Origin of the sequence: Telluribacter sp. (genome assembly GCF_035998675.1) — a bacterium.
Lineage (GTDB): Bacteria > Bacteroidota > Bacteroidia > Cytophagales > Spirosomataceae > Telluribacter.
Window position 1 is genome coordinate 27,719 of record NZ_DASYHI010000012.1, and the last position, 20,208, is coordinate 47,926.

Here is a 20,208-nt window from a genome sequence, read left to right on the forward strand (position 1 = left end):
CCACATTAAAATTTAACGTTCAGGTTGAATCCAACGCTGCGTGTAATAGGCAAACCCGTGGCTTCAAGCCCGATGAGGTTATCGGAAGGTAAGCCGAACTGCTCAGGGTGGATATTAGGTACCCACTTCTTCAGGACGGCTACGTTGTTGGCCACGGCGTTCAGTCTGAGTCCTTTGATAAATGGCATGGAAGCGGGCAGGAAGCGTGTGAAATCATAGCCCAGTGAAATTTGTCGCAGCTGCCACAGTCCGGCGTTGTACACAAAGGGTTCAGCAATATTCTGCGAACGTACCGTTTCGTAGTAAGCCTGAACAACCGATTTCGTCTGATTGACTTCGCCTTTAAGGTTTACCCCTTCGCCGATTATAAAGTTTTCTTCCCGTCCGGCCAGGGTAGCTTTATGCAATCCGTGGCGCCAGGCGTTGAAGTTGGTACCGGAGATCATTTTGTGCCCTAACTTGAAATCAACCAGGAAGGAGAAGCTGACACCCTTGTAATTAAAGGAGTTGGTGATACCTCCTACCCATACCGGTATAGCGCTGCCGAAGGCGATCTGGGTGGGGGTACGAAGCGGACGTCCGTTACCGGCGTCAAATACCTGTCGTCCCTGCTCGTCCCGGAGGTACCCGAATCCGAAAAGCTGGCCCATGGGCTGACCCACTACCTGCCGAAGCTCACCCGAAAAATCTCCGGTACCCACCGTGATCATATTATCACTGACGTCATCGCCCAGATTAAGTACCTTGGTTTTGTTATAGGCTGCGTTGAAAATGGCCGACCAGGTGAAGTCCTGCCTTTTAACCGCATTGATACTGACCAGCATTTCCAGACCCCGGTTCTGACTTTGTCCCACGTTAATCAGTTGATTAAGGTACCCACCGGCATTTGACGTTTGTGCCCGAAGGATCTGATCGCTGGAAAGCTTATTGTAGTACGTCAGATCAAGCCCCAGTACATTATTGAACAGCTTCAGTTCCAGACCTACTTCCTTTTCTGACACCCGCATGGGCCGCAGGTTGTCGTTAGGTACTGTGGAGGTATTGATAGTAGCAAGCGGTTGGGCTACGCCACCAGGGGAAGGAAATTGCTGGGGATTAATGCTATAATACAGGTTATTGGAGTAGGGAGAAACATCCGTGTCGCTGCCTACCTCGGCATAGGCCGCCCTGATTTTACCAAAATTGATCCAGTTGGGTAAAGAGGTAGCAAAGGCCTGTGAAAACACAAAACTACCCGTTATGGAAGGATACAGGATGCTCCGGTTCGCCGGTGACAGGGTAGAAAACCAGTCGTTTCGCACGGTTCCGTTCAGGAACAAGAAGCCTTTGTAAGAAACCTCAGCTGATCCGTACAGGGAGTTGACCTGTCTTTCCGAAAAATCATAAATGGGATCCCGCTGGCGTCCGTTGCCAATGGTATACAGATCCCGGGTATAGAAGTCCTGGACCAGTACGTTATGCCGGCTGATCCGGCGGTACATCTGGTTGCCTCCCACGTTTACATTTACTCCAAAAACTCCAAAGTTCTGGCTGGCCCCCAGCAGAAAGTCTCCGTTGATTTCGCGTACAGTACGGGAATCCTGCACGTACTGGCCGTTCACAAAACCCGCCGGAGCGGCCGGTTGGCGTTGTGTACCCGTGGGAAGGTTGTAATCCTGCTCACGGGCGTAGAAATCCTGACCTACCCTACCCTGTAGAAATAACCAGGGAGTGAAATTATAGCGGGCGGTAAGATTACCGAAAACCCGGTCGTTGTGGATATTTTCAAATCTTTTTAAGGCAAAATAAGGATTGGTCCGGTTGGTAAATCGTGACCAGACCACCTCGTTTCCGTTTTGATCAGCCGCATATTTTTCCAGCAAGTCCAGAGGCAAGGAGTTAGCCATATTGAATATAATAACCGGGCTGTAGTCCTGCTCGGCTATGTTCGGTGGATTTTTGCGGTACTCATTGGAGTAGTTGACATTTCCCGAAACCGTCAGTTTTTTAGCCAGGGTCTGGGTAAAACCCAGGTTTATTGTTTTACGGTCGTAGCCAGACCCTCGAAGGATGGTACGATTATCCAGGTTGGAAGCCGAGATACTGAATCCTCCGTTTTCACCCCCGGAGGCAAGCGTTATTGTATTCGTCCAGGTAGAACCATTCTGATAAAACTGCCGGATCTGATTGCGCTGGGGTACGTAGGGTACCTCTACTCCATCAAAGAGAATTTGCGTCATACCCGGCTGGAATTTTTCACCAAAACTCCATTGCCCCGATGTAGGGAAGGGAGCTTTGGGACGAATTCCGTTTTCGCCCTGACCGTACTCGTACTGGTAGTCGGTGTAATCGAGTGGTGTATCGCTCGTAAAGTTAGTGTTGTAGGTAAGCGATATTCCCTGGCCCGTACCGCGGTTCTTAGTGGTGATCATGATTACCCCATCCTTGGCCCGGGAGCCGTACAGGGCCGAGGCTGCTGCCCCTTTCAGCACCGTCATGCTTTCAATGTCGTCGGGATTGATACTGCTCAATCCGTCACCGCCGTCGGAGGTGCGGTTGCTGCCCCGTTCGGACACATCTCCTCTGGCTGCATTGTTGGTATTGTCAATGGGAATACCGTTTACTACTATCAAAGGTGAGTTGTTACCCCCAAAAGAGGATTGCCCCCGGATCCGGATTTTACTGGTACCAGCGGGACCAGACCCCATAGACGTAATGTTTACCCCCGCCATTTTTCCCTGCAGGGCATTCATAAAATTAGCCGTGCGGTTGATCGTAACCTCCTCGGCTCCTACGGTTGAGGTGGCATAACCGATACTCTTGGCTTCTTTTTTGATACCCAGTGCGGTTACTACTACCTCTTCCAGCGACTTATCTTCCAGTGCCAGTGACAGGCTAATGTTGGTTTGGTTGCCAACGGTAATTTCTTTAGTTTGATAGCCTACGTAGCTGAACACCAGAATAGAACTGGCATTAGGTACTTCCAGCTCAAATTGGCCGTCGGCATTGGTGGTGGTACCCCGTTGGGTTCCCTTAACCAGCACGCTTACCCCCGGTAGCCCACCGCCTTTTTCATCGTTTACTTTTCCCCGTACTATTTGGGCAACTACCTCCACCCTTTCTCTCAGCCGTACAACCGGGCCTTCCGCTTTTTCTGCTTTCTCCGCATTTTCGGTCGCAGGCGTGGACATTACGGCTTCCTGAAATCGTGGCTCTATTTCCGCCGTTTTTGTTGACTTACCAATTTTAAGAATGACATACGAGTTATTCTTTACCTTTTTGTAGCTAAGTCCGGCTGGTTTCAAGATCTTTTCCAGGTTGTTTTCCAGGCTGGTGTTCGGGTTCAACAGATCGGCCGAAACACTGATTCCCTCTACCAGACTACCCTCAAAAAGGATGTCGACGTGGTAGAGGTTTTTTAACTCATTCAACACCCCTTTCAGCTTTTTGCTGGCCGGGGCGGTCGCTTTTTCGGGTTGTTGGGGCAAGCGGGTAGCTTTGGCGTAGTCCTGAGACCAGCCGGGCAGGCCATTGAAAGACAGTACCAGGATCAGCAAACCTGCCCAGTACGGATGTTGTAAGAGTTTTTTCATAAGGGTTAGGGGTTTAAGTTTTTATAAGTTTTCGGTCAGGACAATGGTATTATCCTTTCTGACGATTTTCAGGGAAAAGATTTCCGCAACTATGGCTAGTAGTTCTTCGGCGTTATCTGCCCTGAATGAACCTTCCAGCGTTCTTTTGGCGAGGGAGTCGTCTTGTATTACCAGCCTGATCCCATAGTTTTCTTCGAAGATCCGGGCAAACTCCTGTAGGCTGGTGTCATCAAATACATAGCGTTCATCTTTCCAGGCGGTATAAGTTTCGGGATTGGATATAACTTCATGTTTCAGCTGGTTGCGTTGATCCAGCGTCACCAGATCACCGGGTTTCAACATTACCTGTTTCTGATCCTTTCCTTCCCGGTAGCGCAGTTCCACTTTGCCTTTATTCAGGACAACTTTCGCTCGTTGCTGACGGGTATATACCGTGAATTCGGTACCCCACACCACTACTTCAAACTCTTTATCCGCTTTTACGATAAATTTCTGATTAGTAGCAGTATGGGATACCGCAAAATCTGCTTCACCCTTTAATAGTACCTCCCGGGTCTGAGTCCCAAAACCAAAACGAGGTACCTGTAAAGAAGAGTTGGCATTGAGTGTTACAACGGTGCTGTCGTCTAGTACCAGGGCCTGGGTTTCACCAAAAGCGGTGCGGTATGTCTTGTAAAGAATTTTATCCAGGAAAACCCAACTACCTATCAGCAAACCCAGTACTACCGACGCGGCCATCATCCATCCCCCCAGTTTGTAGCTGGGTAGTACTTTTCTGGTAGCAGGTGTTAGAATTAAATCAGGATTCTGATCATGGTTATCGGCAAAGGCATGAAAGCGGCTAAGGGCTTCCGGTAATTCGATAAGGTACTGTGGCTGCTGGTATTCATATTCGACCAGCCATTTATAAAATAACTCCTCATTAGCCGGACTTTTGACCCATTCATCTATCATCTGCTTTTGTAAGGCAGATGACTTGCCAGCTAAGTAATTGAAGATAAAGTCTTTGGATATTTCTGCGCTCATTGGTGCTTTTATTTATTGTTAGGCACTCAGAGTAGTAAGTACGATCAGGATCATGAGCAGCCATTTTTCTTTCAGGAGGCTTCGAATGTGCTGGTTGGCCCGCGTCAATTGTACGTCCACGGTCTTAACCGAAAGCTGCAGCTCACCGGCAATTTCCTGGTATCTTTTACCCTCAAACTTTCGCATCAGGTAAATTTTACGTCTTTCCAGGGGTAGTTTATTGATCGCCTCCTCCACATCATGGTAAAGTTCTTCGTACTGGCTGATGTGATCGGGTTGGTTTTCTTCGAGAGCTGGGGTATAACGGGCCTCAGCCAGGTCAGCCTTCCGGCTCATATCCCAACGCAGGTAGTTATACGCCCGGTTGCGCAGGGTGCGGAACAGGTACAACCGATACGACGAAGTGATTTCCAAAAACGTCCTGTTAGCATAAAACTGAAAGAATATCTCCGACACCAGGTCTTCGGCTGTTTCCCGGGAGCCCACAAATTTTACGGCATGGGTGCACAGGGGTTGATAGTACCTTTTATAAAGCATTTCCACGCCAAGCCTGAAATCTTCGGCCAGGGTTTTCCGGATAAATAATTCGTCATCTTCTGCTACCTGAGTAGGATGCTCAGGTGCAGCTGAATGGGGCTGCACAATGGTAACACTGAACGGCCTTAGTCTTTCAGTAGTAGGATCTTTGGTATAAACATGCTCCATTTGCTATGAGAAGGAAATGTTTTTAAGTGGGAGTAACACTTTTGCTAAGGCCTGTTTGGTAAAGACAAGTTTACCTCTACTTTCTCCTTACACGGATAGGAAAATATTTTTAATTTTTTAGATTTATCTAATTAAACCTTCTATAAACTCTGTTTTAGCCGTTCCTGGTTTTTGAAAACATAACGTAGAGTGAAGACATTGCCCGGAGCTATGGCAGATGACATGTACATTAAGGTTAAGATGTAAACCATGGAAGCACAACTGAACCTGACACGCAGCCGAGCGACCGCCGGAAAATCAGGCTCTTAGGTACAGATTGGGTGCCCGGAAAGGTGTGTGGCAAAGGGTGCCGGATATTATCGTTACCACCACTCGCCCAACCTACCCGGGAGGTAGTACTTCAACTTCCTGACTCAACTCCGAAGGTACTTATGGGCGGGCTGGTGGCTTCAGAACCTAGTAAGTGTCAACCGCCAGCTTGTAGGTCGGGTCCTCAATGATATTGACATCCACGACCTTTTCAGCATTCTTAATCAACCTGAGGCAATCCGGACTCAGGTGCTTCAAATGCAGCTTTTTACCGACTTTCTGGTAACGCTCCGTGATGCGGTTCAGCGCCTCAATACCCGACATATCTGCCACCCGGCTTTCCTGAAAATCGATAATAATCTCATCGGGATCGCCCAGTACATCAAATTTTTCATTGAAGGCAGTAACGGAACCAAAGAAGAGCGGCCCCATGATCTGGTAGTGTTTTACTCCTTTTTCATCCATAAACTTGCGGGCCCGGATACGCTTGGCCTGCTCCCAGGCAAAGACCAGCGCTGAAATAATTACTCCTACCAGAACCGCCAGCGCCAGGTTATGCAGCAGAACTGTGATGACTGCCACCAGGATACCCGCGAGTACATCCGCGGCGGGCATTTTGCCAATCATTTTAAAGCTGGCCCACTCAAATGTACCAATGGACACCATAATCATAACACCCGTCAGGGCGGCCATTGGTAGTTGCTCAATCAGCCCCGATCCAAACATGATAAACACCAGCAGCATTACCGCGGCCACAATACCCGACAACCGGGCGCGTGAACCGGACGATACGTTGATCAGGCTCTGGCCAATCATGGCACAACCTCCCATCCCCGAAAAGAAACCCGTAACCACATTGGCGGCCCCCTGCGCCACACATTCTTTGTTGCCCTGACCTCTGGTTTCGGTTATCTCATCAATCAGGTTCAGGGTGAGCAGGCTTTCAATGAGTCCCACGCCGGCCATAATCAGCGCATAAGGAAATATGATTTCCAGCATTTCAAGGCTAAGTGGTACGGCTGGCAGGTGAAAAGGCGGGAAACCACCCTGTATAGATGCGATATCGCCTACGGTTTTGGTTTCTATACCCAGGCCAATCACAATGGAAGCGACTACCAGAATGGCTACCAGGGACGAAGGAACGGTCCGTGTCAATTTTGGCAAACCCCAAATTATGAGCATCGTCAGCAGAACCAGCCCCAGCATTAGCAGTAAAGGTGCGCCGGTCAGCCATTGTAGGGTACCTGTTGAGTCAGGCGCTTTGAACTGGTCGAGCTGAGAGAGGAATATAATGATGGCCAGTCCGTTTACAAAGCCAAACATGACCGGGTGGGGTACCAGCCGGATAAACTTACCCAACCTCAGCAAGCCCGCCAGGATTTGAATTAGGCCCGCCAGCACGACAGTAGCGAAAATGTACTCAACACCGTGGGTTTTGGCCAGGGCAGTAATAACGACCGCAACGGCACCGGTAGCCCCGGATATCATACCCGGGCGACCCCCAAATATGGAGGTTATAAGACCAATGGTAAAGGCCGCATAAAGGCCCGTTAAAGGTGATAAACCGGCGATCATGGCGAAAGCAACCGCTTCGGGAATAAGTGCCAGTGCCACAGTGAGTCCCGCCAGCACTTCGGTCCGGTAGTCCACGTTTTGGGACAGGTCAAATAATTTGAAATACTGATTCATAAAATTAGAAATGAATAAAAAAGATAGGTGCGGAAAGCGCACAGATCATTCGGGCAGGAAAACCCAGGTTGAGAAAATGTATTGGATTACGGGCGGTCAGTCACCGCAGAAACGGGATCAAAATGCGGATACTCAGGGGGGAGTAAGCGGGATATGTAGGAAGTTTATTTTCATTTATTGTTTGCAAAAATAGTACTTTTTTAAGGTAGATCAAGGTTTTTAGGAAAAATCGAGAAAGGAAAATAGAATATTTGCGCCTTAATACAAATTAATCGGCAAATATTGATGTGTTCTGAATGTTGATTCCTGAATCGAGGTAAGAAAGGTACTGTTCGATCCCCAAATTGACTTTGTTCCAGAAAACCAGAATCAATTTTGGAGCGACAAAAGAAGCGGCTTTTGGGTCAGCGAAAAGCCAGAAATGCCCGGATCAGGCTGTTTGCTTACACTTATCTGCTGCTGATTTTAAAGGTTGTGGTAAGGGGAAAATTGTGAAAATGAAGTCAATAGGTGCAAGATGGATGCGCGACAAGAAGTAGGTTAAGGTTAATTCAGACCGTGTTAAAAAAATCAACCATTTCGGACCGTTGAGCAGTTTGTTGAAATTGAATTTTGGTTTTATCTGATTACGCCCGGGTGTTTCGTCCCTAATCCTTGATTTACTCCCTACTGTTTTTCTTTGGAAAAAGGTGGTGGCGTAGCTTTCCGACATTCAGGATTTGCCGTTGGTTTCGGGTAGAATTCAGCTATTTTTATTTTTTAGCTCATAAAGGATCTTTACGCTTAACAATTAATTATGAATCGTAACTGGAGGGGCTCTCTACCGGCTTTTATTGCAGTATTGGCTTTGCAAAGTCTGTATGCTTCCGGTCAGGTCCAAAATCAGAATAACCCTAATCAATCAAAACCCAATATTATCTTCATCCTGACGGATGACCAGCGTTGGGATGCCCTGGGGTACGCCGGGAATAAACTGGCCTATACTCCTGAAATGGATAAACTGGCGGCGGCAGGCGTATATTTTAGCCACGCTATGGTAACAACCCCAATCTGCACGGCCAGCCGGGCCAGTTTGCTCAGCGGGTTGCATGAGCGTACCCATCGCTTTACTTTCCAGACCGGCCCGATGCGGGAAGAGTACATGAGCCAGTCCTACCCCAAAGTACTTAAGGAAAACGGGTACTACACGGGCTTCTTCGGAAAGTTTGGTGTAAAGTATGAAAAGAAAGAGCGACTATTTGACCAGTATGAGGACTATGATCGTAGCGGTAAATACAAAGACCACCGGGGGTATTTTTACAAAACGCTCCATGGGGATACGGTACACCTTACCCGCTATACTGGTGAAAAAGCACTGGATTTCATCAAATCAGCCCCGACCGATAAGCCCTTCTGTCTGTCTCTGAGCTTTAGCGCTCCGCACGCCCACGACCCCGCCCCGGACCAGTACTTCTGGGAGAAAAGTGAAGACCATTTGTACCAAGACCAAACAATGCCGCCTCCGGAACTGGCCGATGATACCTATTTTTCGGCCTTACCCGAACCCGTACGCAAAGGTTTCAACCGGACCCGCTGGCATTGGCGCTACGACACGCCCGAAAAGTACCAGCACAGCATCAAGGGCTACTACCGCATGATAGCGGGGGTAGACCGGGAAATTGCCAAGATACGGGCCGAATTAAAGCGGAAAAACCTGGACAAAAATACTATCATTATTCTCATGGGCGACAACGGGTACTTCCTGGGCGAGCGCCAACTGGCCGGTAAATGGCTGATGTACGATAACTCCATCCGGGTACCTCTGATTATTTTTGATCCCCGCCAAAAGCAACACCGGGACGTGAAGGAAATGGCACTGAATATTGATGTACCCGCCACCATCCTCGACTATGCCCAGGTTTCCCGGCCCCAAACCTGGCACGGACGGAGTCTGGTTCCGCTGGCTACCGGCAAGAGTAAAGCAATGGGCCGGGATACGGTTCTTATAGAACACTTGTGGGAAACCGAGAACATCCCACCCAGCGAAGGGGTTAGGACCAACGAATGGAAGTACCTCAGGTACGTAAATAATAAATCGACTGAAGAGTTGTATAACCTCGCCAGCGACCCCAAAGAAATTAATAATCTTGCTCAGCACGAAAGGTACGGGGCTGTACTTACTAAACTTCGAACTGAACTTAACCAACTGACTCACCGTTTCTCTGACGCCTATGGTAAAGCTCCCGAGGCGTTAGTGATAAGTAAGAGCCGGGGAGCGCAGGGTGAAAATATGCAATACAACTGGACGCTGGCCCCCCGGTTTGGAAAGCAGACGGCTTACCAGATTCTGGTTTCGTCCAGTAAGCAAAAAAGTGACAACAACCTGGGCGATGTTTGGGACAGTGGTTGTGTCAAGAGCGAGCGGCCCCTGGGGAAGGTTCCTAACGGTGAGCCTGCGCTGGTACCTACGGCCAAATACTATTGGAAAGTCCGGGTATGGGACCAGGAGAATAGGCTAAGTGATTATTCCGAAGGAGTACAATTTGCATCCCAATAATCCGACAGGTACCCGGCGCCATGTCTGGGGCCAGCCTTTGTTTACGCTCATTAGGCAGGTACTTAGGATTAAACCGGAATATGAGTCCCTGTATACTTTACAAAGTTGAGTTTTTTAAACACCTTATTTATGCAAATGCGCCCCTTATTCCTGACCATCCTGCTTTTTGTTACAGCGCTATCAGGATATTATACCCAATCTTCTGACCGGCAACCGTCGTTGCGGCAACCGTCGTTGGGACAACCGTTGCCCCGCCAACCGTTGCCCCGCCAACCGTTGGACCGGCCCAACATTTTGTGGATCGTCAGTGAAGATAACAGTCCGCTGCTGGGCTGTTACGGCGACACCTTTGCTACTACGCCCAATATTGATAAAATGGCTACACAGGGGGTGCGGTACACCAATGCCTTTGCAACGGCACCGGTCTGCGCCCCCTCGCGCTCTACGCTCATCACGGGTATGTACCCGCCTTCACTGGGCACCGAAAACATGCGGAGTACCTATCCAAGCCCGGCTTTTGTGAAGTTTTATTCACAGTACCTCAAAGACGCGGGATACTACACCACCAACAACGCTAAAAAGGATTACAATACTACCGATCAACTTGCCGCCTGGGATGAGTCAAGCGGTAAGGCAACTTACAAAAACCGGAAAGCCGGTCAGCCTTTCTTTGCCATTTTTAACCTTACTGTGTCCCACGAAAGCTCGATTCATAAATCAACCCCTACTGAGCAGCTGCGCCACAAGCCTTCCCGGGTAACGTTGCCGCCCTACCACCCCGATACCCCCGAAATGCGCCACGACTGGGCGCAGTACTACGACAAAATAGAGGATATGGACACCCAGGTAGGTGCCTTGCTGGACGAGCTTGAAAAATCCGGAGAGGCCGAAAACACCATTGTTTTCTACTACAGCGACCACGGCGGGGTACTGGGTCGCAGTAAGCGGTTCATGTACGAGTCGGGCCTGCGCGTGCCGATGGTTATTCGTTTTCCGCCAAAATACGCCCATCTGGCACCGGCGCAGCCAGGAACCACCACCGACCGCATCGTTACTTTCCTGGATTTTGCTCCCACTGTGCTGAGTCTGGCCGGGGTACCTGTTCCCACCCACATGCAGGGGAAGGCGTTTTTGGGTAAGCAGCAGGGACCCGCCCGTGACTACGCCCACGCCTTCCGGGGCCGCATGGACGAGCGGATTGACCTGGTACGCAGCGTACGGGACAAGAAGTACCGGTACATCCGCAACTACATGCCCCATAAGATTTATGGGCAGTACCTTGAGTACCTGTGGCAGGCTCCTTCGATGGGTTCCTGGGAGGCAGCCTATAAAGCGGGCAAACTCAATGACGTGCAGAAGAAGTTCTGGGAAACCAAACCCGTAGAAGAGCTTTTTGACGTAGAGGCTGACCCCCACAATATCCACAACCTGGCCGGGGACCCGAAGTACGCTACCGTGCTGGAAAAACTGCGGAAGGTCAATCATGACTACCTTGTTCAGATAAAGGATGTGGGATTCATACCCGAAGCCAGCGTACAGGAAATTGCCCGGACAACTCCGCTGTTTGACTACGCCCGCAGCGGAAAATACGACGTAAAAAAAGTAATCGAAACGGCCGAAATGGCTTCGCTGGGTGATCCCAAAAATTTGAAAGAATTAACCAGAAAGCTGGCGGATACCGATCCGGTGATTCGTTACTGGGCCGTTACCGGTTGTACTATTTTGGGTAATAAAGCCGCGAGCGTGAAGACTCAGCTCCTGGCCCTGCTCAACGATCCGGAACTCTCGGTACGGATTGCCGCCGCCGAGGCAGTGGCCGGACTGGGTGAAAAAGAAAAAGCGGTGGATACCTTAATTGGTACTTTGAAAATTGGCAATCAAATGGCGCGGGTACAGGCCCTGAATGTCCTGGATCAGCTGGGTCCGGATGCCCGTAAGGCGTACCCGGCCGTGAAGGCCGTAATAGTGGGTGAAAAGGTAGACGGTAGCTACGATATCCGGGCCGCCGAACGCATAATAGCCAAGACCGAAAACTAAGCGGGTCGCTTTAAGTAGGGGAGGAGGTACCTGGTACTCTCTTCCTTTGGCGGAGCTTTCAACGGGTGGCAGAATGTTTTTTGAAAACTACCGTGCAGCCAACTTTCCTTTTTAGGTATACTTACGTTAAGAAATCTTCGAAGTTATCCGGGGAAATAACCTGGGTACTGGCATCCGGATAAGCTTCGGTAAAAGTCCTGGGAAAACGGGCCTTTGCCTTGGAGTTCCATTTGAATTCGTAGGCGTGAAGCTGGCCGTCGTACTCTTCCAGGTAGTCAATTTCCTGCTGGGCGTGGGTACGCCAGAAGTAGCGTTTGCCGTGGGCCTCCGCGTAATGATTTCTTTTCATGCGCTCACTGATCAGAAAGTTTTCCCACAGCGCCCCCGTATCATTGCGCAGGGACAGCGGGTTGAAATTGTCTATGATGGCATTTCGGATGCCGTTGTCATAGAAGTAAACTTTCCGGCTGCTGCTTATCTCGCTCCTGAGGTTGCGGCTGAAGGGCGAGAGCCTGAACACCACAAAAGCCTGCTCCAGTAATCCAATGTACTGCTCAATGGTGGCCCGGTCAATCCGGAGTAAGTTGGAGAGTTCATTATAGGAAACTTCTGAACCTACCTGCAGGGCCAGCGCGACCAGTAGCTTTGAGAGCATTTCGGGTTTGCGAATACCGTGGTAGTTTAGAAGGTCCTTGTAAAGGTAGCTGCTGGCAATTTGCCGGAGAACGGCCTGCTCGTCGCCCAGGCTATTTATTACTTCCGGGTACATTCCATAAATCAGCCGGAGTTCAAATTGTTGTTTAGCCGCCAGGTACCCCGTGTGGCCAACCAATTCATTCCAGCTGATAGGATAAAGATGATGTTCCCACTTCCGGCCCGTAAGCGGTTCGTTGACGCTGCTGCTTAGTTCCAGGGCCGATGACCCGCTTACCACCACCCGTACCCCTTTGATGCGGTCATGAATGATTTTCAGGAGTAGTCCGACGTTGGGTACCCGTTGCGCTTCGTCAATAAAAACGGTCTGATGGGAGCCGATCAACTGCCTTAATCGCATTTCACCGCTATTTTCCAGGATGGCCTGGGTATCAAAATCATCCCCGTTCAAAAACAGGTAATCACCTTCCGCCCGGCACATGTCCTCCAGAAGTGTGGTTTTGCCAACCTGGCGCGGGCCCAGTACTATAATAATTTTCCCGGAGTTCCACCTTTTCTGTAGCGTTTCTCTTAACTGCCTTTCTATCATATTTTCTAAAAATATAGATTATATTCTACAAATTTATATAAAAAGGTAGATTAGCGCGTGTTCCACGTAGGAAATATATGAAAATTAGGGGTAGTGGATTTATCCAAAAAAGTGCAGGGTGGTAAAACTCGTAGGAAAGGATAAGCCCTTTTAGATTTATTCTTTTATTTTAATGGTTCCGGTTAGTCCTTTGCCGTCTTCCTGAAACACCTTTTACAAAAGCTTATAACCAGTAAAGGTACCAAGGAATCAAAAAATGAATAAGAATAGAAAACCCGCTCTACTGGCAGTATAGCGGGTTTTCTGTTTCTAGGTACGACCTACCTTCCAAAAAGGTGGTGTAGTGGCTAACAACATGCTTAACAGAGGTTGCCTGCTACTTTTTACTCACGACCTTCGCACGTCTGGCCTTAATTTCCTGAATCTTTTCGGGGCTCACACCGTAGACCTTTCCATTGGAAGCATCTTCCATCAGCTTGTCTACATACACCTGGCTTAGCTCTTCATTGTCTTTGTACTTCTTCCTGAGCTGATCCAACTGCGCATGAAGCTCTTTCCTGACCTTAACGTAGGCCGGGTCGTTATATACATTTTTCAGCTCCTGCGGGTCCTTCTTCCGGTCAATCAGCTCCCATTGGTCTTCTACGTAGTAGTAGTGGATCAACTTGTAGTCCTTGGTCACTATAGCGTAGTGCCGGTTCACCATGTGCTCGGCGGGGTACTCGTAGTAATGATAGTATACCCCTTTCCTGGTCCATTTTTTAGTATCACCTTTCAGCAAAGGTACCAGGCTTTCGCCCTGCATATCAGCCGGGGCCTTTACACCGGCCGCATCCAGGAAAGTCTGGGCAAAATCCAGGTTTTGTACCAGTTCATCCGAGCGGCTACCGGGCTTTACCTTCCCCGGCCAGGCGACCAGCAAAGGTGTTTTAAAGGATTGGTCGTAAACAAACCGCTTGTCAAACCAGCCGTGCTCACCCAGATAAAAGCCCTGGTCGGAAGTGTAGACGATAATGGTATTTTCCATCATATTATTGGCTTCCAGGTAATCCAGCAATCTTCCGACGTTTTCATCTACGGCCTTGATGGTACCCAGGTAGTCCTGCATATAGCGCTGGTACTTCCACTTCATCTTGTCCTGGGCCGTCATGCCAGGGTACGCCTTTTTGAAACTTTCATTGATTTTGGCATAGGCTTTTCTGAAATTTTCGGCCTGCGATGGATTAAAGCGACTCATCTCGTAGACATAACGGCGTTTGTCCATCCCAATCTCCGGAATTTTCAGTTCGTCCATCAGCTCAGGAAGTACCTTATTGTCGCCCGCCCAGGACATGTGGTGGAGGATACTCATCTCGGCCTCAGCGGCCGGGGAGGTCCGGCCGGAATAATCATCAAAGAGGGTGGCGGGCTCGGGGAAGGTTTTAGAAGTATATTCCTCCAGATGACGCTCCGCCATCAGCCACGACCGGTGCGGGGCTTTATGCAGGTACATCAGCATAAAAGGCTGGTCCTGCTTCCGCTCTTTCTGGAGCCAGTCCAGGGTCATATCTGTAATGATATCCGTTACGTACCCCTCTACCTTAATGTTGCCCTCGTTTTTAGTAATGAAGTCAGGATTGTAGTATGACCCCTGATCCGGCAGGATCTTAAACTGATCGAACCCTTTGGGATTGTTGCCAAAGTGAAGTTTGCCAAACATGGCCGTCTGGTAGCCTGCCTTCTGGAGTAGCTGGGGAAAGGTGATATTGGTCGTATCAAAAGGAAAATGGTTGTCCACTTTGCCATTGATATGCGAATGTTTGCCCGTCAGGATCGTGGCCCGGGAAGGAGCGCAGATGGAATTGGTGACACTGGCCTGGGTAAAGAGCATCCCTTTTTTGGCAATACGGTCAATGTTAGGCGTTTCAATCAGACGGTTGTCATAGGCTGAAATGGCCTGGTAAGCATGATCATCCGACATGATGAAGATGATGTTGGGTGGGACCGACCCCCGGCGGTCCTTTGTTACTTTATATTGCCCGAACGCAATATTCATCTGAAAGAGCAAAACTACTCCGGCCCATAAAGAAATTTTTAACATGGCAGCAGGTATGTTATCCGTTATAATAGTAAATTGTGTACAATTTACACATAGCCCGCCTTTAAAAAAAATAAAATCCTACAACGCTTAATACAAGGTACCTGACCAGAAAGTACCTTGCTATCTCATGGTAACTGGGCCAGGCACTTTTTCATCATTTTCCCGATGAAGTTGGTCGCAATCCTGGGGTTCAGGCGGTACAGCATATCCAGCATAGTAGCATTGCCGACCGTTATCCGGAACTTGTTCTGCTCTATCCCCGAATAGTGTTGTCTGCGGCCTTAGAGGCGGGCAGGGGCCTGGCCTCCTGCGGGGTATGGGTTTCCAAGTTTAGGTTTGCCCAGGCCCCCTGGAACGTATGGAAAAGAAGTTTACAGGAGCGGCTAACAAAGTTCCTTACCTGTACTGCTTTCAGTAGGCTACAATTTCCTGCGAATTCCAGAATGAATAGGAAAACCGAAATCTGATCAAAAGTACCCAATTGAAAAATAATTGCCTTTTCCAATCAAAGGGACCGGACGATACCATACTTTAGCTATTGGATTGGCTTTGTAAGAATAATTTTAGTTGGTACTTCAGGCGCTAATGTAAATAGGAGAGAAGCGTACCTTTACAGGCGGGCAGGCAATCGTACTCTTTTAGGTATTGTAATTACATCTGTTCCTTGCTTCCTGAGTAATTGATCTTTTAAATTAACGACTTTGATATTTTTTTACAAAATGAACAAATTAAAACTGCTCTTTCTGCTGGTAGTCCCGCTGGGCTTATTCTGCTGCTTTACCCATAAGCCACTTAGCTGGGTGGCTATCGGGGATTCAATTACATATTTAAATGAGCATCAGGATGAAACAGGCAACCGGATTACCCGGGGATACATGACAAGGGTGGTTGAGAAGCTTCCCTATCTCCACTACGTAAACCAGGGCCATAATGGTTGGACAGCAGGCCGCATTGCCCAGTCGTTTGATCAATTGGGCATAGAAAAAGCGGATATTTATACTATTTTTTTAGGAACAAATGATTGGTGGGCCGGCCGACCGTTGGGAAATCTGGCTGACTATACATCCAATACAGGAAATGCCACCGTTTATGGCTCTTTTCGGATTATTATTAATAAGCTCCGAAGCTTGAACCCACAGGCACATATTATCCTGATAACCCCAATGCAGCGAACCGATTTTGTGTACCTGTTCAATTATAAAAACAATGCTATTGGCTCCTACCAGGCCAGGCATGGACAGCAACTTGAGGCTTTTGCCCAGGCGATTGACTCTATTGGTCGGTTGGAACAAATTCCCGTTCTTGATTTATATCATCTAAGGGGTTTACGGCTAGAGAAGCTGGTAAAGTTTAAACGCCTTAAAAATCCGGAAACGGGTGCATACCAAAACTTTACTTATCCAGCCTATACCCGAGTACCTTTTGATCCGGCAACGGATGAATATCCCTATCCAGTAGATGCGGTGGCTCAAACGTATGATGGGCTGCACCCTTCGGACAAGGGGTACGCGCTAATCAGTCAAAAGCTTATCAAAGTACTCAGAAAGTATTAAATAGTATTAAAATAAACTGACAATTACTACCTGTTGGTTATGTCTTTCCATAACTGGAAAAGCGGAAATCTAAAAATCTATATCTTTAATTGACGAAGGTAGTTATCCTGTCTCCAAGCTACTCTACCTTTAGATGGACACTTTTTCCCAGATAAACCCCCTGTGGCAGGTCCACGATGAAAAGTGTACTTTTCTGCTGCTCATCGACGAGGGTACGGAAGTTTTCTCCCCTGGCTTTATAAACGCCATTCAGGGTCACCAGCATCCGGCTTAACTTTCTGGAAGGATCAGCCAGAGTCAGTTCAATTAACCTTCCTTTTTGCATTTTCACCATTACCATACCGGGACTATCCAGCCGTACAGTTACGTCTTTTTCAAGTTCCACAGCACCGGCTTTGTAGAAAGCCAGTTGGGAAATTCCTAATTGACCCTGTTTTACGGCCTGCAAGGCAGAAGTGTTGGAAAGAATTTCTATTGATCGATTGTTCCGGCTGGTTTGGTTCAGCTGCTGCTCCGTTACGTTTGGTACTACAATGTACTGATAGGCAGCTCCGCCCGGTTTGCTGCCGTGGTTGAACCACAAGGTAAATACCTCTTCGCTTACCAGCTCGTTGCTGATATTTTTCTGGTCTGTAATTGCCGACCAGCGGCCCGTCTCAACCTGATTGGATAAGTTAACGGTGGTTGGTTCGGGAAATATATAACCTACTTTATCGTGGTGTACCCATTTTACTTTCTCAAGCTTCCGGTTACCTTTTTCAACGATTTGTCTGGTGTCGTTCAGCCCCATGTACACGTCGCTCCGCATCAGCGCCTGGTTTAGTGTGGTGGCCACCGGCATATTTGACTTTGATTTGATATCGGTGCCGAGACAAACGTACTCTTCGTCAAAGAAAAACCACGATTTTTTCGCTTCCAGAGGGTCATGCGGACTTTTAAAATCAAAGACTACTGCCCCGTACATTCCGTCAGTCACAGCGCCCACAAAATCGGTCAGCCCCTCCTTCTGAATATCATCAGGACCGGGGAGCTGTGGCTTCTGCACGATTGTAGTTCCGGAAATCTTCTGCCAGTCGTACACGGGCCAGATGTTGTGGTACTCATCACCTTTCAGCAAGAGATAATTAGTACCATCGGCCCGGTGGTGCGTTGTTTTACCCGGTCCGTTATAGGGCTCTTCCATATTCCGGTTGCGGGTCGAAAACATGCGTACAGTAGTATAGTATCCGGGGCGCTGGAATACAAAATGTTCGGTCTGCCAGAAAAATTTAGCGAAAGAAGCAGAGGGCTTGGCTTCGCCCTTTCGTAACCGGATTATTTCTTCCAGTTCGCCCTTCCGGTAATCCGTACTTATCAGCAACCTTTCTATTTCCAGGGTACTATACGGCTGCGGCTGAGCGGCAGCCCGGTGGGAAATGCTGCGGTTTTTTACACTGATATCCTCATAAACCCCATAAACCATTTGTTTATAGATCCCGTCAAGATAGTAATCGACCAGTTGGTTTATTTTTTCTCTGGAGAAAGCATATCGTGTACCTGCCACGTAGTAGGACCATTCTCCGAACGCATTGGCGTACTTTCCGTATCCGTAAGAGGAGGTATTATTCACCCGGTCCACCCGGTGGTGAAAACTATAATCATGCTGCATGCCCCGCTCACCCGTCGAAAATTTCAGTTCATTTTCAATTATTTTGATAATGGTATCAAATTCCTGGTGGTTGCCCTGGAACAGAAGGTTTTTGGCTAAAATACCTGCGATCACAATCCGATCACCGCTGGGGCGGGCACCCGAGGCATTCATGTTGGCCCGGCCAATCATAGGCTGGGCTTTGGCCACGAGGTCTTTGGGTAGTTCATCCCCAATTACCAGCATTAGGTTTCCCAGGTTGGTCGGGGTAGTAATCTGATTGTCATGCCAGTTGTCCCCCACAAAATCGTTTTTAACCCAATAAGTCAATCCCTTCTCAATAAGCGCTTTAAGCGGTTTGCTTTGGTAGAAACGGGAGGCCTTATTTTTGAAAGCCTTGGCCATTAATACCAGATCGCGCGTATGCCCCCCGTGGGGGAAACTTGCTGTGCGGCTAAGGTCTTCGTAGTTAATGCCTTTGAAACTGCCATCGTCATTCATTTTGGCCATCAGGGCCTCCACCATAGTGTCGTTGACTTTGGCCGACATCAGGTCGGTAATAATTCGCTCTTTTATTACTTTTATGTCATTTTTTTGCGCCAGGCAAAACGATGTCAGCAGGGAGAAGCCAAGTGCCATTGTGACGAAGCGCAGTTGTGACATCTTCGGTAAGTAAGTTTGCATTGCTTTGGTTTATTTGTCCAATAAGAGCCTAAGTATCCTACTGTTAATTTCTACTGAATGAAGGACCAGACAAACAAATCATTCTATCCATTCCGGCTCAGAATAGGTAGCCGATACCGGTAAAAAAACTACCAAAATGTTATGCATGTAAATACTACTGAACTGGTTTGTCAAAGTCAGATCATTTCATAGGTATATGATCATCATTGAATTATTTTTTCCTAAGCTCCACCTGCCCTTAATCAAAATCTGGTTTGTATAAAATAGGAAAGGGTTTAGCCTGGTACCTTAACCAGAAAAGGAGATAAGCAATACAAGATGGTAGAGCAGGGGTAAGTTTTCGATCTGATTATTCATAAATTGCCCCATTTTTGATTGGCCACCCAAAGCTCCTAACTGTTCTATTTTCGATACATTCATTTTATGAGTGAGCGCTACTTTACAAAAGATCTGCTGCATCGGTGAATAAGAGTAATTAGTTAAATAGAAATTTTAAAGGCCAGCGCAGACTTCCACGGCATCACTGTACACTTTGCCGTTGTGGATTCGCAGGGGGGCGGATAAAATCCGGCTACCCTGTCAGCAGTAGCGATTCATGCCCCTGATGGCATGTTCGACGCTTATCTTTTCCGAGGACTTTGCTTTGTTCTGCTGCTTTTCTGACTCGCTGAGTAGGCACTGGCCCAGTTTCTTTTTGGGTATGATAACTTTCGGACACTCATAGTCTTTTTCAAAGCCCTGGTGGCCCAGGTCCAGGCGAACGATATAATGTTTAAACCAGTTCAATTCTGGCGGGAACTCATGCCTGAGCAGGCGGTTTCGAACTGCCGAAGAGAGCAAGGATGGTTGTTTTATCAAAGGCTCCCAGGTAGAACCCAACGTTCATCAGCCGCTTAGGCAGAAGCTAAAAAAATAGTTGTCAAAACCCTTGCAGAAAGGGTAGCTCCTATACTACTTTTGCCCTCCTAACAACGGGAAAAGCAGCCCCGGCAGACGGCCGGGCAAAGGCCACAAAGAAGGCCCAGGTAGTGAAGCTAAAAGTTCTTCCTAATCAGGAACTAAACCAGACCGCGCCGGCGTTAAGACTAAGCGCCCGATCAGGTAAAGCGACCTTTCTTAGGTCCCACTTCCCCCCAAAGAGAGAGCA

Annotated in this window: 11 protein-coding genes; 3 read left to right on the top strand and 8 right to left on the bottom strand. The window is 48.3% G+C overall.

What is annotated here, in order from left to right; all coding sequences use genetic code 11:
• Window positions 1-5: 5 nt before the first annotated feature.
• The 4 genes from VGN67_RS04985 to VGN67_RS05000 form a co-directional block, all read right to left on the bottom strand.
• The gene (locus tag VGN67_RS04985; RefSeq protein WP_327485674.1) at window positions 6-3,572 is read right to left on the bottom strand and encodes a SusC/RagA family TonB-linked outer membrane protein; all 3,567 of its coding nucleotides are present in this window, start codon (window positions 3,570-3,572) and stop codon (window positions 6-8) included.
• A 21-nt stretch (window positions 3,573-3,593) separates the two neighbouring features.
• On the bottom strand, window positions 3,594-4,598 hold the full coding sequence (locus VGN67_RS04990) for a FecR family protein (RefSeq protein ID WP_327485675.1): 1,005 nt from the start codon (window positions 4,596-4,598) through the stop codon (window positions 3,594-3,596).
• 18 nt (window positions 4,599-4,616) lie between these two features.
• Entirely contained in the window at window positions 4,617-5,303 is a 687-nt protein-coding gene (locus tag VGN67_RS04995) for an RNA polymerase sigma-70 factor (RefSeq protein ID WP_327485676.1), read from the bottom strand.
• 456 nt (window positions 5,304-5,759) lie between these two features.
• Window positions 5,760-7,301, bottom strand: coding sequence for a SulP family inorganic anion transporter (locus VGN67_RS05000; protein WP_327485677.1), 1,542 nt, complete (start codon window positions 7,299-7,301; stop codon window positions 5,760-5,762).
• A gap of 796 nt (window positions 7,302-8,097) precedes the next feature.
• Between VGN67_RS05000 and VGN67_RS05005 the strand changes: the two genes are divergently transcribed.
• Both VGN67_RS05005 and VGN67_RS05010 read left to right on the top strand, forming a co-directional pair.
• Window positions 8,098-9,837 (top strand): sulfatase, encoded by a 1,740-nt coding sequence (locus VGN67_RS05005; RefSeq protein WP_327485678.1) that lies wholly within the window; start codon window positions 8,098-8,100, stop codon window positions 9,835-9,837.
• Between the two features lie 135 nt (window positions 9,838-9,972).
• Window positions 9,973-11,874, top strand: coding sequence for a sulfatase-like hydrolase/transferase (locus tag VGN67_RS05010; protein ID WP_327485679.1), 1,902 nt, complete (start codon window positions 9,973-9,975; stop codon window positions 11,872-11,874).
• A gap of 121 nt (window positions 11,875-11,995) precedes the next feature.
• On the opposite strand, the gene VGN67_RS05015 is transcribed toward VGN67_RS05010, so the two are convergent.
• Together VGN67_RS05015 and VGN67_RS05020 are read right to left on the bottom strand one after the other, a co-directional pair.
• Window positions 11,996-13,117 (bottom strand): ATP-binding protein, encoded by a 1,122-nt coding sequence (locus tag VGN67_RS05015; RefSeq protein ID WP_327485680.1) that lies wholly within the window; start codon window positions 13,115-13,117, stop codon window positions 11,996-11,998.
• A 376-nt stretch (window positions 13,118-13,493) separates the two neighbouring features.
• Window positions 13,494-15,152 (bottom strand): sulfatase, encoded by a 1,659-nt coding sequence (locus VGN67_RS05020; protein ID WP_327485685.1) that lies wholly within the window; start codon window positions 15,150-15,152, stop codon window positions 13,494-13,496.
• Window positions 15,153-15,916: 764 nt separating this feature from the next.
• Between VGN67_RS05020 and VGN67_RS05025 the strand changes: the two genes are divergently transcribed.
• Window positions 15,917-16,750, top strand: coding sequence for an SGNH/GDSL hydrolase family protein (locus VGN67_RS05025; protein ID WP_327485681.1), 834 nt, complete (start codon window positions 15,917-15,919; stop codon window positions 16,748-16,750).
• Window positions 16,751-16,868: 118 nt separating this feature from the next.
• On the opposite strand, the gene VGN67_RS05030 is transcribed toward VGN67_RS05025, so the two are convergent.
• Window positions 16,869-19,061, bottom strand: coding sequence for a polysaccharide lyase family 8 super-sandwich domain-containing protein (locus VGN67_RS05030; RefSeq protein ID WP_327485682.1), 2,193 nt, complete (start codon window positions 19,059-19,061; stop codon window positions 16,869-16,871).
• 579 nt (window positions 19,062-19,640) lie between these two features.
• Window positions 19,641-19,919 (bottom strand): hypothetical protein, encoded by a 279-nt coding sequence (locus tag VGN67_RS05035; RefSeq protein WP_327485683.1) that lies wholly within the window; start codon window positions 19,917-19,919, stop codon window positions 19,641-19,643.
• Between the last annotated feature and the right edge of the window lie 289 nt (window positions 19,920-20,208).